Raw genomic sequence first — 14,158 nt, forward strand, 5'->3', positions numbered from 1 at the left:
CTGGGTTTTTTATGCTGACCAGTCAAGGCATCGCCGCTATTCTGTCACATTGTCGCTGAAGACCTGTCAGGATACTTTCTGCTAAGTCAGCTGGAAAATCAGCGGGAAGTAGAGCCTGTATCTGGGTGATAACAGGTGGCGTTGCAGCAATAACGTCATCAATAATAGTGTCAGCAAGAGCGGCTCCTAACCCAACAAGCTCAGCCTGTTTTCGCCAATGGCGTCGCTGTATCTGGTTAATTAAATAGTAATTTTTACTCCCTTGCACCGCCATCGCTAACTTGGTTTTCTGGGCCGCAATTTGATTACGGCCCGCCCCGATAATCGGATGGGTTGATAGCACATCATAAAGTGGGGTGAGATGGTAATGGCTGGCGGGCAGATGTGTAATGCTGAAATTTTTTGCATGTCCATCCGTTGCTGCCAGTAACCAGAAAATAATTTGTGCTTTAAAGAAGACTTTTCTGTCTTCACTGGCATTATCCGAGCCACTTAAAATCTCCATGATGGTTGTAATACCGGGGCCACCGTCCGTTTGATATTTTTTTAAGGGAGAAGTCCCAGTCGCTTGGCACATATCCTCTTGCGGTAACCTGACAATCCAGCGGCTATCATTCGATAGTCGTCGGTCAAAACGTTCAACAATCAATGCTTTTTGGTCTTCAAATTGGCCAATTTCACAACGGGCAACCGGCAAGTTATAACTTTCCAGAATTTTCGCGCACAGCCATTCATTCTCAACAGAGGTCCTCATATCAGCTTGCATATTGCCGACTAAGCCCAACGGAAGTTTGAAGATATGGGTTGTAGGAGTGCTGCCCAAAGGGAGACACCATCGGTCGCCGTGAAATAAAAGCGCTGTTTTTTCTTGTGCCCCGGCGATAGATAATCTGAGGTCCTCATCGTGCTCAGGGCGCACAAATGCATGGTCAGACAATGAGTTTCGGAGGATGCGAGCCACATCATTCTCTGTTAGTGGCTGTTGTTGGATAGAGAACAGATCGGAGGGGGGGGTATCATGGGCCAGTAATTGTATTGCACCGACACAATCTCTCCCTAATTCAAAGAGTAGATCGAAAGGGTTGATGCTGTCAGCGTGATATTTGGTTGCCAGACGCCGCCGGATATCATCGCTATCGGGTAATAAATTATCAAAATAGTCCCGGACAATATTGCCTCGATAAACCTGATTATTAGCAGTAAAAGGCAATGATAATGACAGCGGGCGGCCTTGCTCGTTTTCGAGCCATTCCTGAGCATAAACCAGTGATTCTTCACCCCGGCTTTTTTCCCAGTAGCCAACGCGCTGACCGTTCATCCAGATATTGAGCCGTTGAATGCGACGAGCCATATTACCAATCCTCTTGTTTTGACGGTAAGTTTATCGTCGGACTATTTTTGGGCTGGTGGGTTTTACTGGGATGCGGCCTGGCGTTTTTTTTCTCACTGAGGATCAGTTCTACGTCTAAAAGTTGTAATACTTTAAAAAGCCGTTCAACACTGGCCGACGTGGGATCAGCCTCAAGCTTTGCATAGGACTGCTGGGTGATGCCTAACAGCTGTGCCAGATTGGCCTGAGTCAGCCCTTTATTCTTGCGAAAGCCAATCAACGTAGGGCGCAATTGACTCAAAATTTTAATGGGATAGTCCATCAAGACCTCTCGGCAGGGAATTGGGCGCGATAGCATAATACAGCGTATAAACTGTAATTCCACAATACAGCTAATAAGTTGTAAAAGCAAAATACAGGCTATAAGTTGTAAATAATAAATACAGCCTTTAGATTGTAATTGAAAAATACAGTCTTTAAGGTGTTATTGTCTGTTACAGACTAAAGGCTGTTTTAACGGTAATATTAGAATAATAAAGCGTTATCGGGCACTCGACTATACTAACTTCTGTACTGTTATAACTTTCTCGGTCATTCATCATATGGAGCTTGATATGGTCATTGTTCACCATCTGAATAATTCACGTTCGCAACGAATCCTGTGGATGCTGGAAGAGTTACAGATTCCCTACGAGTTAAAGCGCTATCAGCGCGACCCCGGCAGCTTGTTGGCACCACCGGAGTTGAAAAAAATCCATCCGTTGGGGAAATCGCCAGTGATTACTGATGGCGACCTGACACTGGCGGAATCAGGGGCCATTATCGAGTATCTACAGGAAACCTATGATGCACAGGGTTTGTTTAAGCCCACCGGCCATTATGATCGCCAACAATTCCGTTATTGGATGCATTATGCCGAAGGGTCATTGATGCCGTTGCTGGTGATGAAGCTTATTTTCAGCCGCTTTGGTGGGCCGCCAGTGCCGTGGATTATTCGCCCGGTAGCCAAGGCATTGGGTGATGGAGTACAAAAAAGTTATCTGAATAAGCAAATAGCCACTCATCGCGATTATCTGGAACAACATTTAGCAAAAAATCAATGGTTTGCAGGCAGTGATTTCAGTGCCGCAGATATTCAAATGAGTTTTCCTCTCGAGGCCATCAACACCCGCAATGGGCTTGAGGGCTTCCCAAAACTGCAAAATTTCTTGGTGCGTATCCATCAGCGCCCGGCTTATCAGCAGGCGATTGAAAAGGGCGGCGCTTTCAAATTAGAAAATGGATAAAGCTACAATGGGCTATCAAGAGCCGCGCAAGAACAATGGGTGTGAGGCTGCTCACACTTTCATTTCCCGTCACAATTAATGCTCCCAGACAAATTAATGTAAGAAAATGCATTAAATGTCGCTTTCTGATGTTGATTAGTCGCTACGAATAGCTAGATAATCGTTTGCCTTACAATAAGGCTATTTTATTTGCCATTTTGAACTTGGGCAGTGCTAAAAATCCTCACGTACCGAGTGTACGCTCTGGTTTTTGCGCGCTGGCCGCGTCCAAACTGCCTGCAACAATGACGCTTATTGTAGTTTTTCTTCGATTTTTTTCAGTCATGCGTGTTTCCAGCTAATCGTTTGCTATTTTCTCCGTCATATCAGTGTTGGGGGAATTGACGAGTTAATCGGCAGGGACGGAAACGATTACGTTTGGCAAGGGCGCGGGCTTGTTGACTACTTTAAAATGACACACAGGGGACATAACCATGTCTAGCACCAATCCTCAGGCGAACCAGGCAGCCAAGCCAAAAGGTTCGCTTGATGCGTTTTTCAAGCTTAGTGAACGTGGCAGTAATGTACGCCAGGAAGTGCTGGCCGGCCTGACGACTTTTCTTGCCATGGTTTATTCGGTCATTGTTGTACCGAGCATGTTAGGTAAAGCGGGCTTTCCCCCAACCGCGGTGTTTGTTGCTACCTGTCTGGTTGCTGGCTTGGGTTCTTTGCTGATGGGGTTGTGGGCGAACTTGCCAATGGCCATTGGCTGCGCCATCTCATTGACGGCGTTTACAGCATTTAGCTTGGTATTGGGCCAGCATATCAGTATTCCGGTCGCCTTGGGCGCGGTATTCCTGATGGGTGTGCTGTTCACCATTATCTCCGTCACCGGTATCCGCTCGTGGATATTGCGTAATTTGCCGATGGGCGTGGCGCACGGTACCGGCATTGGTATTGGTTTGTTCTTGCTGCTCATTGCCGCGAACGGTGTCGGCTTGGTCATCAAAAACCCGATTGAAGGTTTGCCAGTGGCGCTGGGCGCTTTTACTTCTTTCCCAGTCATTATGACGTTATTGGGCTTGGCGGTGATTTTCGGGTTGGAAAAACTGCGGGTGCCGGGCGGTATTCTGTTGGTGATTATTGCCATCTCAATTATCGGCCTGATTTTTGACCCAAGTGTGACTTACCAAGGGCTGTTCGCCATGCCAAGTCTGGCAGATGCTAACGGTAACTCCTTGATTTTCAGTCTTGATATCATGGGCGCACTGAATCCTGTGGTGCTGCCGAGTGTGTTGGCGTTGGTGATGACGGCGGTCTTTGATGCTACCGGCACTATTCGCGCGGTAGCCGGGCAAGCTAACTTGCTGGATAAAGAAGGCCAGATTATCAGTGGCGGCAAAGCGCTGACCTCTGACTCCGTCAGCAGCATTTTCGCCGGTTTGGTTGGTGCGGCACCTGCGGCTGTTTACATTGAATCCGCTGCTGGCACGGCGGCGGGCGGCAAAACCGGTATGACGGCCACTGTCGTCGGTATTTTGTTCCTGTTTATGCTGTTCCTTTCTCCACTTTCCTATTTGGTTCCGGCTTATGCGACGGCACCGGCGCTGATGTATGTCGGTTTGTTGATGTTGAGCAATGTCGCGAAATTGGATTTCGAAGATTTCGTTGATGCAATGTCCGGCCTGCTCTGCGCGGTGTTTATCGTGCTGACCTGTAATATCGTCACCGGTATTATGCTGGGCTTCAGTTCACTGGTGATTGGCCGCATTTTCTCTGGTGAATGGCGTAAATTGAACCTCGGCACCGTGATTATCGCGGTGGCGCTGGTGGCATTCTATGCTGGCGGCTGGGCAATCTAAGCTCTCTGATATTGGGGGTATCCTGCCCCCAATATTGTCACCAGACTAATATCCCTACTTTCTTTATTTTTCCTGCCTTCAGTCCGCGATTTTTTTCCCCGTTCCACAACAAATTGATCTACTATCAAAAGCTACGCTCCGGCCCTGTCTATGGGAGGCGCTCAGGTTTTAAGTTGAGATAAATTGAGTTAAGTTGAGTCGAGTCTAAGGAAAGCATGGAAATCTTTTTTACAATCCTCATCCTGATTTTGGTGGTGTCGCTTTCCGGCGTTGTCACTCGGATGTTGCCGTTTCAAATCCCCCTCCCATTGATGCAGATTGTTTGTGGTGCCTTATTGGCTTTTCCCCACTTTGGTTTGCATGTTGATTTCGACCCGGAATTATTCCTGGTGCTGTTTATTCCGCCGCTGTTATTTGCTGACGGCTGGAAAACACCGACACGGGAATTTATTCACCATGGGCGGGAAATATTTGGTCTGGCCCTGGCCTTGGTGTTGGTCACGGTGGTGGGGGTCGGCTACCTGATTTACTGGATGGTGCCGGGTATTCCGCTGGTCGCCGCCTTTGCGCTGGCGGCGGTATTGTCGCCAACCGATGCCGTGGCGTTGTCCGGTATTGTGGGGAAAGGGCGCATACCTAAATCGATTATGGGCGTACTGGAAGGGGAGGCATTGATGAATGATGCTTCCGGTCTGGTGGCGCTGAAATTTGCCATTGCCGTGGCGATGGGCACCATGGTGTTTACGGTTTCCGGGGCGACGCTAGAATTCCTGAAAGTGGCGATTGGTGGGCTGTTGGCCGGTGTGGCTGTCACCTGGCTCTACAGTAAATCGCTGCGTTTGATGAGCCGCTGGAGTGGTGATGATCCGGCAACACAAATCGTCTTGCTGCTGCTGTTGCCGTTCGCCTCTTACTTGATTGCCGAGCATATTGGGGTTTCCGGCATTTTGGCCGCAGTGGCCGCGGGGATGACCATCAGTCAGTCTGGCGTGATCCGTAACGCGCCGCTGACCATGCGGTTACGCGCCGACAGTGTATGGTCGATGCTAGAATTCGTGTTTAACGGCATGGTGTTTATCCTGCTGGGCCTGCAATTACCGGGCATTCTGGAAACCTCGATTGTGCAGGCGGAACTGGACCCGACGATTCAAACCTGGAACCTGTTCGCTGATGTCGCCATCATTTATGGTGCCTTGCTGGTGCTGCGGTTTAGTTGGTTGTGGTCGATGAAGAAAATCAGCAAGCGAGTGCTGACCAAGCGTCCATTGGAATTTAGTCATTACACCACCCGTGAACTCTGGGTGGCTTCGTTCGCCGGGGTGCGCGGGGCAATTACATTGGCCGGTGTGCTGTCCATTCCGTTATTCCTCAGTGATGGCTCGGCTTTCCCATCCCGTTACCAATTGGTATTCATCGCCACCGGCGTGATTTTGCTATCAGTCATTGTCGGGGTCATTGCTTTGCCACCATTGCTGCGCGGTGTGGTGATGGCCGATAAAAGTGCCAGCCGCGAAGAGATTCGTTTGGCGCGGGCGGCGGCGGCGGAAGTGGCGATTGTCAGCTTGAATAAGATGGAAGAGCGCCTGGCCGCCAGCAGTGAGGAGAATATCGACCCTGAATTACTGAAAGAAGTCAGTTCACGGGTGATTGGTACTCTACGACGGCGAACTGGCAGCAAAGATGAAATCGAGAACACGTTATTGATAGAAAATCTGGAGCGGCGTTTCCGCTTAACGGCTCTGCGGGCCGAACGTGGCGAGCTATATCACTTGCGCGCCACACAGAAAATCAGCAACGAAACCCTGCAAAAACTGCTGCATGATTTAGATTTGCTGGAAGCGCTGTTAATCGAAAAAGAAGGTTAATTCGCCTTAATCCGGCCACTCATCAGTGGCCGGTTTTATCTCAACCAATGAACCATTGGGCCAAAATTCACGGCAGCGGCTAATCCATGCTTGAGCACTGTGAGAAAGATAACTTCCTTGACGCCATATCAATCCTAACTGCCAGGGCATCAGCGGTTCCAATGGGAGCCATAACAGCGCGTTTTTATCCAGCCGCTGGCAAATAGGTTCTGGCAAAATGGCGATACCAATATTGGCTTGCACCATGGCGGCAAGAAAGTCCCACTGACCGCTGCGCACGGCGATTTGGGGAGTAAAACCACCGGTGGTAAAAGCATCCATTAACTGACGGTAAAGAGCAAAATCCTCGTTATAAATCAGGATAGGAAGGTTCGCCAACTCGGGGATACTAATGGTGGTGCGGTTAAGCCAAAATGCAGTGCGCGGCACCACCACACACAATGGGTGACTGAACAGCGGCAATGATGTCAGCGGCAAATTGATATCCGCAGGAAGGGCGGTCAGGGCTAAATCAAGCTCACCGGATAACACCGCTTGTTGTACGGTCAGACCACCGAATTCGGCAATTTGTAGCTCAATACCGGGGTAACTTCGGCGAAATTCGCTGATAAGTACCGCCATTTGCGTGCCGACCATTGGCGGAATGCCCAGCCGTAACTTGCCTTTCTTCAATGAGCTGATGTCTTCCAGCTCCGCTTCCAACTGTTGAAATTGGTCGAGGATAGTCAGCCCGCGCTGATAAACCGCCTGTCCGCTGTCAGTCAAATGCAGGCGTCGCCCTTCACGAGTCAGTAAACTGCACTCCAATTCATTTTCCAAATTGCGTAGCATTTTGCTGATGGTGGGCTGGGTGACAAACAGCTTCTCCGCCGCCCGAGTGAAGCTTTGCTGGCGCACCACTTCGACGAAATAACGCAATGTTCTGATATCCATCAGTTTTCCTATCAATGAGTGAGGCCTGGAGGCGCAAAGTATGCCATTTAGGCATGATTCCAATGATTTTAATTCATTTTTCGCAAGGTTTCCTGCGGCCTATACTGAGCACTGGTAAAATTTCGCACTGGGGTTTCTCATGTCATTGGCGTTACGCAGTTTTGCGCCGTCTGTTCTCTCGCGTTTACAAGTGCCGCTTCAGGTGGCGCTGTATGCCGGGCTGTTTATTATTGCTGACCAACTGGTGAGTCTCTTCCACCTGCCGTTGCCCGCCAATATCGTCGGCATGTTATTGCTGTTGGCTATGATTATGCTGCGGATCCTGCCGGTGCGTTGGGTTCAAGCCGGTTCGCGCTGGCTGTTGGCTGAAATGCTGCTGTTCTTTGTTCCTGCGGTGGTGGCGGTGGTGAATTACGCGCAATTGATTATGGTGGATGGCTGGAAAATTTTTGCTGTCATCGCGGTCAGTACCACACTGACACTCGCGGCGACGGGCTTAGTGGTTGACCGGGTTTACCGTTTTGAGGTGTGGCTGCAACGCCGCAAGTCTAATCATCATGAATGATTTTATTATCAGCATCGCGTGTTTCCTGGCCACACTGGGACTTTACTTCGCCAACAAAAAACTCTATCGCCGCCGCCGATCATTGCTGCTGATGCCCTTGGTGTTAACCCCGATGGTACTGGTGTTGCTGTTGGTGGTCACCCATATCTCTTATCAGGATTACATTGGTGAGACGCATTGGTTACTGTGGCTTTTAGGGCCGGCGACTATCGCGTTTGCCGTGCCGGTTTATGAGAATATGTCGATTATCCGCCGTCACTGGTTGTCTCTCACTGCGGGCGTTATCACGGCGATAACCGTGGCGGTGGTCAGTTCGGTGTGGCTGGCGAAGTTATTGACTCTCTCGGAAGAAGTGCAGCGCAGTTTAGCGGTGCGCTCGATTACCACACCGTTTGCGCTGGAAGCAGCCAAGCAGTTGGGCGGACAGCCGGATTTAGTCGCGCTGTTTGTGGTGATTACCGGGGTCTTCGGCATGGCGGTCGGGGATTTGCTGTTTCTGCGCCTTTCTGTGCGCAGCGGATTGGCAAAAGGCGCGGGCCTTGGGGCCTCCTCCCACGGGGCGGGTACTGCCAAAGCCTATGAGATGGGGCAGCAAGAGGGTGTGGTATCCAGCCTGGTGATGATGCTGGCCGGTATTATTACCGTTATCGGCGCACCGCTGATTGGGCACGTGCTGTGGTAATGATAATAACTCATTATGGATGAGTGAATAATCGGAGCCAAAATTATCGGTGTTTACTCAATAATTTTCCGCGATGCATAAAAATAACCCTATCAATAGAAAGGTTGAATAAGATTGAGGCCCGTATTTTGTCAGGGTCGTAATATAAAAAACTGCATATACCGGTGAAATTCGGATTTTTTGAATTCCCAATTCGTTATCTAATTCCTCTGAGAAAGTTTTTACCTCGTATATTAGATAAAAGGAAAGGGATTATGCCTCATTACTTAACGCCTTTGATTTGTGGATTACCCTGGTTGTTCACCGGCAGTTGTTTGGCACAAGCGGATGTCGAAACAACAAAATGCAGCAATCCGGATTTTTCTCAGGTTTTATCCTGTTATAAGGATAAATTGTCCAGCGAGCCGCTTATTTACAATTTACTGAGTCAGGAGAATTTACCGGGGCTAGAATGGCGTCGTTACCAACTGACTTCTCAACAGTGGGCACCTGAGAATTTGGTCTCCCCTGCTGCCTGGCAGCATGAAGTAGAGATCTTTATTCCGACTGGCAGTACCTCGACGCAAGCGCTGGTGGTGATTAATAATGGTATTAACCATGCAACCAGCACGGATCCTGCCTCTGGCCCGACTGATTTCTCCATCGACTTATTGCAAAAAATTGCCCGGGAAACGGATACCCTGGTGATATCAATCAGCACTATTCCCAATCAATATCTTGAATATCAGCAGGATGGCGTGCCACGCAAGGAGGATTTCAGTGTCGCCCGTAGCTGGACTTTATTTATGGATGCACCGGAGTCTCGTTCTACCTTGCCCTTGCAGGTCCCCATGGCGGCGGCAGTTTCTCAGGCCATGACTCTGGCCCAACAAGCTTTGCCGCAAAAGGCATTAGACAGTTTTATTGTTACCGGCTTATCCAAACGGGGTTGGACAACCTGGCTCACGGCACTTGCTGATACCCGGGTTGTGGCCATGGTGCCCTTTGTTATTGATCTGCTTGATACTCGCGCTGCATTGGAACATATGTATAAATCTTATGGGGGAAATTGGCCCATAGCCTTCACTCCTTATTATCAGGACGAAATTGATAAAAAGTTGGAGACACCTGGCTTTTCCAAATTGATGCAGATTATTGATCCCATGCAATATATGGGAACTGAGTATCAATCCCGGCTGAGTATTCCGAAATATATTATCAATGCCAGTGGCGACGATTTTTATGTGCCTGATAATACAGATTTTTATTACGATAAATTACCAGGCGAGAAAGTATTGCGAGTGGCACCCAATTCCAGCCACTATGGTATTAAGGCTTTCAGCGAACAGTCATTGATTCCCTTTGTTAATCGCCTACGGCAATCCACGGCCTTGCCGCAAGTGGATAGCAGCATCGAAATGAAAGAAAAGTTGCAAACATTGACGGTAAAACTGTCCGAGACGCCGAATAAAGTGCTGCTATGGACTGCGGCAAATAATGAGGCGCGTGACTTCCGCTATGCCTGTGATGTGAGCTACGCCGCATTCCCACTGGCGGTAACCCCGGAAAATACCCTTGAGATTGCGCTGACTGCACCAGCCTCTGGGTGGCAGGCCACTTTTGTTGAGGCAACTTTCAGTGATGGTTTTGTCGCAACCACGCCAGTTTATATCTCACCAAAAGAGAGTTATCCGACCACAGCTCCCCCGATTGGTGGGGCGGCTTGTAAAACATTGCCGGGGCGAAATCTCGTTGTAATAGAAAATGCAGCGCAGACAGAGACAGCGGTGGCGGCGGATTGAGCGGATTTTAGGTAATAAAAAACCCGGCATAGACCGGGTTTTTTATTATGTTGTACTTAATAGAGTGACGCTTCACCCACAGGGCGGGTTTTAAAGCGGCGGTGCAACCAAAGATATTGCTCGGGTGCGCGCATGATTTCTTTTTCAATCACTTTATTCATGTAACGGGCGGCGGCTAATTCGTCATCTATTGGATAATCTTCCAATGCCGGTTGAATAAGCAGGTCATAACCACTGCCATCTGTTTTGCGCAATAACACTAACGGCAGCAATGCCGGTTTTGCCAGGCGGGCCAACATAAAGGTGCCGCTGGTAGTGGCGGCTTGATCAACGGCAAACAAGGGCACAAAAACACTGCCACGTGGGCCGTAATCTTGATCTGGGGCGAACCAAACGGCTTCACCTTTCTTTAGTGCGTGCACCATGCCGCGTAGGTCTTTACGATCCAACATCGCCTTATTGGAGCGCATTCGGCCCCAAGTCTGTACCAATTCCATCACTTTATTATTGTGTGGGCGGTACATTGCCATCATCGGTTGGCATTGGCCCATGACTCGGCCACCCAGTTCCAGCGACATAAAATGGACGCCAATCACCAAGACACCGCGTTTGCCTTCCTGCGCTTTTTTCAGATTATTCAGACCGGAGACGGTAAACCAGCGCTTGACGCGCGCATCGGGCCAAAACCATGCCATACCTGTTTCCAGCAACCCCATGCCCAAGGATTCGAAATTACCCACAATCGTGCGCTCGAGGGTGATTGTGTCCATCTCAGGGAAGCACAGTTCGAGGTTACGTCGGGCGATGGAAACCCGCCGCTTGAGAAAGCGCATTGAGCTACGTCCGAGCCAAATTCCCAATTTATTGAGCAGCGGGTAGGGCAGTTGGACTAATAGAAACAGTACGCCAAGGCCAAACCAAGTTAGCCAATAGCGCGGGTGGAGCAGTGAAATATGGAATTTCTGCGGCTTTATCATATGAACTCTATCGTTATGCGTTAAGTGCGAGCTTGTAACGCATAAGGATATAACTCGATAGCGATACATATCTTCAGACACCCTAGGTCAATTATTGTTTTCGTGAATACGATAATTGACGCAATATTTACATTAAAAGCGGTGTTCGCGTAGTGAATGGTCACAAAAGAGGGGCTATCGGTAAGCGAGGTGAGCTTTTCGCCAATTATATCATAACCGCGGTAAATGATATAAAAAGATGAGGGCCGAAGATGTTGTTTATACACCGCACCGGTATAACAGCGCGGCTATCTGTTTGATATTTTTACCAGAAACCCAAGACACTCCACCAGGCACTACCGATAATCAGCCAGATAGGAATGACCACCAAACTGATCAGAAAACCGATTTTCCACCAGGTGGTGAGGGGGATAAAGTTGCAACCAAATAGTATCGCGGCAGGGCCACCGGAGTAATGTGTGGTCGCCATATACAGGTTACTGAACATGCCAAACACCAATCCTGTCAGCATTGGCGGTGCACCCGCGGCAATGGTGATAGAAACAAAAATCGTATACATGGCGCTGATATGGGCAATGGCGCTGGCCATCATATAGTGGCTGTAATAGTACGCCAGCAGTAGAATCCCCATCATCGGCAGCCAATTCATACCCTGTACTGAACCTGCAATTGAGGCCCCAAACCAGCTCATTGGCCCCATTTCTTTCAGTTTCACGAGGGCCAGTGTGCGCATTTCCGGGGTTTTCTTCAGTTCCGGCGGATAAAAGCGATACAGCAGCAATGGGATGATCGTCAGAGAGAGTAAACCTGGGACAATCGCGGCCAGCGCCCAACTGACCCAGGTAATGGTTATTCCCATCTCGCCAGCCAGCTTACCTATCATCGGGTTACCGGCCATTGACGTCAGAAACATGGCACAAATAATGGCATCACACTGAACAATGCATTGCACCAGAAAAGCCCCGATTTTGCGTTCAGTGCTTTGCTCGGGATTTGATTCATATACATCAGATATCGAGCGAAATAGCGGTGTAATGATGCCACCGCAACGAGCAGCAGTTGATGGCATCGCGGGTGCAAACAGTAAATCGGTGAGTATCAAACCGTAAGCCAGACCCAATGAGCTATGGCCTAACTTACTGATAAATAAGTAGCCTACTCGGCGGCTAAAACCTGTTTTAATAAAACTGCGTGAGATAAAGAAAGCACAGGCTATCATCCAAATTATAGGGTCAGCAAAGCCGGCGAGCACTTCTTTAATACTCAACAAGCCGGTGGCTGCGACGACTGTCAGGCTGAATATCGCCAGGGCGCCTAATGGATAAGGCGAGATAATCAGGCCAATAACTGTCGCGGCAAAGACCGCCATGAGGTGCCAGGCACGTGGATCAATAGATTCTGGTACTGGGCTAAACCAGATACTTATCCCAATTAATAGGATAAGCAGCATTCTTCCTATACGTGTTTTGAGTATCGACATGATTATTTACCCTGAAGCTATTTTGTATACAGCAATCTTCGCCAGCAGTAATAGAAAATAGTTAACTTATTAATGTTGTAATTATATGAGGCAACTGTATAAGGAAAATAATGCCATCATTTTGTTTAAAGTTATTTTTGTATTATACGGAGTGGGAAAGTGCGGCGAGAGGGATATATTGTTCTAATCTGAGTAATTCAGACAAGGTTTGGCGATTACTTTACTTTATTAATTATATTTTACGGGGTTTAATCTATTAAGTAAGCGTTATTTATCCTTAATTTACAATATGATAGTGTTTTTTTTTGTGATTTATAAAACTTGAATGCATTAGTTAAAAATAATGATGGCGTATAAATTTCGTGTATTAAATATTTCATTATGGGATGGTGGGAGTTTATATTGTTAAGGATAGACCTTATTCCCAATAACAAAAAACCCGCACAAAGGCGGGTTATTTTTATTCAGAGTGATTTAACTGCTCAGGACTATCACCTTCATCGCTATCGTAAATCATTCCGATATACCTGAGATCTTGAAGCTACAGCTTCGAAGACCTCGGTACTTATTATTGACTCTTACAGAGCAATAACGTTTACCGCTGATGGGCCTTTAGCGCCGCTCTCGATAGAGAACTCAACTTTTTGGCCTTCATCTAAGGTTTTGAAATCATTGCTCTGGATAGCAGAGAAGTGAACGAACACGTCTTTGCTGCCATCAGCAGGAGTGATAAAACCAAAACCTTTATCAGCGTTAAACCATTTTACTAAACCAGTCATTTTATTAGACATAGAGATACTTCCTTCAATTATTTTTGATTGCCGCCATAGGCGAGCGAATAGGCTTGGGCACAACTTATGGGGCACTTAGAAGGAATTTCGCGGAGAAGAGGTATCTGTCTGATAGCGCTAATACGGGGAACTGCTTTACTAAAACTGCTTGCATAAATGTTACTGTCAACCGGGTACTACTTTTTCATTTACTTGGGGAGCGGCTACACTGCTCGGGCCTGGCCGTCATCGCTGTCGGTAGCCAGCTCCCCTAATCACACTGAATTACAGAGCGACTACGTTTACCGCTGATGGGCCTTTAGCGCCGCTCTCGATAGAGAACTCAACTTTTTGGCCTTCATCTAAGGTTTTGAAATCATTGCTCTGGATAGCAGAGAAGTGAACGAACACGTCTTTGCTGCCATCAGCAGGAGTGATAAAACCAAAACCTTTACCAGCGTCAAACCATTTTACTAAACCAGTCATTTTATTAGACATAGAGATACTTCCTTCAATTATTTTTTGCCACAATAACGTAGCGAACGTGGTCTGTTTTTCAGAGGATAACTTATTGGGCACTTAGGAGGAGACTCACGGAGAAGGGATATCTATGGATAGCGCTTGAACTGAGGACTGCTTTACTAAAAC

General features: G+C 48.1%; 13 protein-coding genes. 6 read left to right on the forward strand and 7 right to left on the reverse strand.

What is annotated here, in order from left to right:
- Positions 1-22: 22 nt before the first annotated feature.
- Both FTA91_RS15680 and FTA91_RS15685 read right to left on the reverse strand, forming a co-directional pair.
- Positions 23-1,351, reverse strand: a complete 1,329-nt coding sequence (locus FTA91_RS15680) for a type II toxin-antitoxin system HipA family toxin (protein ID WP_145583591.1) — start codon at positions 1,349-1,351, stop codon at positions 23-25.
- A 1-nt stretch (position 1,352) separates the two neighbouring features.
- Positions 1,353-1,652 carry a helix-turn-helix transcriptional regulator gene (locus FTA91_RS15685; protein ID WP_050115871.1) on the reverse strand — a complete coding sequence of 100 codons (300 nt, stop codon included), beginning with the start codon at positions 1,650-1,652 and terminating at the stop codon, positions 1,353-1,355.
- A gap of 292 nt (positions 1,653-1,944) precedes the next feature.
- Here FTA91_RS15685 and FTA91_RS15690 point away from each other — a divergent pair, with 292 nt between their 5' ends.
- The 3 genes from FTA91_RS15690 to FTA91_RS15700 all read left to right on the forward strand — a co-directional run bounded on the left by FTA91_RS15690 (position 1,945) and on the right by FTA91_RS15700 (position 6,322).
- A complete protein-coding gene (locus tag FTA91_RS15690) occupies positions 1,945-2,616 on the forward strand; it encodes a glutathione S-transferase family protein (RefSeq protein WP_050115872.1) in 672 nt (223 codons plus the stop codon).
- A 473-nt stretch (positions 2,617-3,089) separates the two neighbouring features.
- On the forward strand, positions 3,090-4,457 hold the full coding sequence (locus tag FTA91_RS15695; RefSeq protein WP_050115873.1) for an NCS2 family permease: 1,368 nt from the start codon (positions 3,090-3,092) through the stop codon (positions 4,455-4,457).
- A 215-nt stretch (positions 4,458-4,672) separates the two neighbouring features.
- Positions 4,673-6,322 (forward strand): Na+/H+ antiporter, encoded by a 1,650-nt coding sequence (locus FTA91_RS15700; RefSeq protein WP_050115875.1) that lies wholly within the window; start codon positions 4,673-4,675, stop codon positions 6,320-6,322.
- A gap of 6 nt (positions 6,323-6,328) precedes the next feature.
- Here FTA91_RS15700 and FTA91_RS15705 read toward each other — a convergent pair whose 3' ends face one another.
- Complete coding sequence (locus FTA91_RS15705; protein ID WP_050115876.1) at positions 6,329-7,255, reverse strand: LysR family transcriptional regulator; 927 nt, start codon at positions 7,253-7,255, stop codon at positions 6,329-6,331.
- A 139-nt stretch (positions 7,256-7,394) separates the two neighbouring features.
- On the opposite strand from FTA91_RS15705, the gene FTA91_RS15710 reads away from it, so the two are divergent.
- The 3 genes from FTA91_RS15710 to FTA91_RS15720 all read left to right on the forward strand — a co-directional run bounded on the left by FTA91_RS15710 (position 7,395) and on the right by FTA91_RS15720 (position 10,283).
- Entirely contained in the window at positions 7,395-7,820 is a 426-nt protein-coding gene (locus tag FTA91_RS15710; protein WP_050115877.1) for a CidA/LrgA family protein, read from the forward strand.
- Positions 7,813-8,502: an LrgB family protein gene (locus FTA91_RS15715; RefSeq protein WP_050115878.1), complete on the forward strand. Its 690-nt coding sequence runs from the start codon at positions 7,813-7,815 to the stop codon at positions 8,500-8,502. Before FTA91_RS15710 ends, FTA91_RS15715 begins: the two co-directional genes overlap by 8 nt.
- A gap of 254 nt (positions 8,503-8,756) precedes the next feature.
- Complete coding sequence (locus FTA91_RS15720) at positions 8,757-10,283, forward strand: PhoPQ-activated pathogenicity-related family protein (protein WP_145583593.1); 1,527 nt, start codon at positions 8,757-8,759, stop codon at positions 10,281-10,283.
- A 56-nt stretch (positions 10,284-10,339) separates the two neighbouring features.
- Here FTA91_RS15720 and lpxP read toward each other — a convergent pair whose 3' ends face one another.
- The 4 genes from lpxP to cspE form a co-directional block, all read right to left on the reverse strand.
- Positions 10,340-11,260, reverse strand: coding sequence for a kdo(2)-lipid IV(A) palmitoleoyltransferase (lpxP, locus tag FTA91_RS15725; protein WP_050115880.1), 921 nt, complete (start codon positions 11,258-11,260; stop codon positions 10,340-10,342).
- A gap of 304 nt (positions 11,261-11,564) precedes the next feature.
- The gene (locus FTA91_RS15730; RefSeq protein WP_050115882.1) at positions 11,565-12,740 is read right to left on the reverse strand and encodes a DASS family sodium-coupled anion symporter; all 1,176 of its coding nucleotides are present in this window, start codon (positions 12,738-12,740) and stop codon (positions 11,565-11,567) included.
- Positions 12,741-13,318: 578 nt separating this feature from the next.
- On the reverse strand, positions 13,319-13,531 hold the full coding sequence (cspG, locus tag FTA91_RS15735) for a cold shock protein CspG (RefSeq protein ID WP_050115883.1): 213 nt from the start codon (positions 13,529-13,531) through the stop codon (positions 13,319-13,321).
- Between the two features lie 264 nt (positions 13,532-13,795).
- On the reverse strand, positions 13,796-14,008 hold the full coding sequence (cspE, locus tag FTA91_RS15740; protein ID WP_011817288.1) for a transcription antiterminator/RNA stability regulator CspE: 213 nt from the start codon (positions 14,006-14,008) through the stop codon (positions 13,796-13,798).
- Positions 14,009-14,158 lie beyond the last annotated feature (150 nt).

Source organism: Yersinia thracica, from assembly GCF_902170565.1.
GTDB lineage: Bacteria > Pseudomonadota > Gammaproteobacteria > Enterobacterales > Enterobacteriaceae > Yersinia > Yersinia thracica.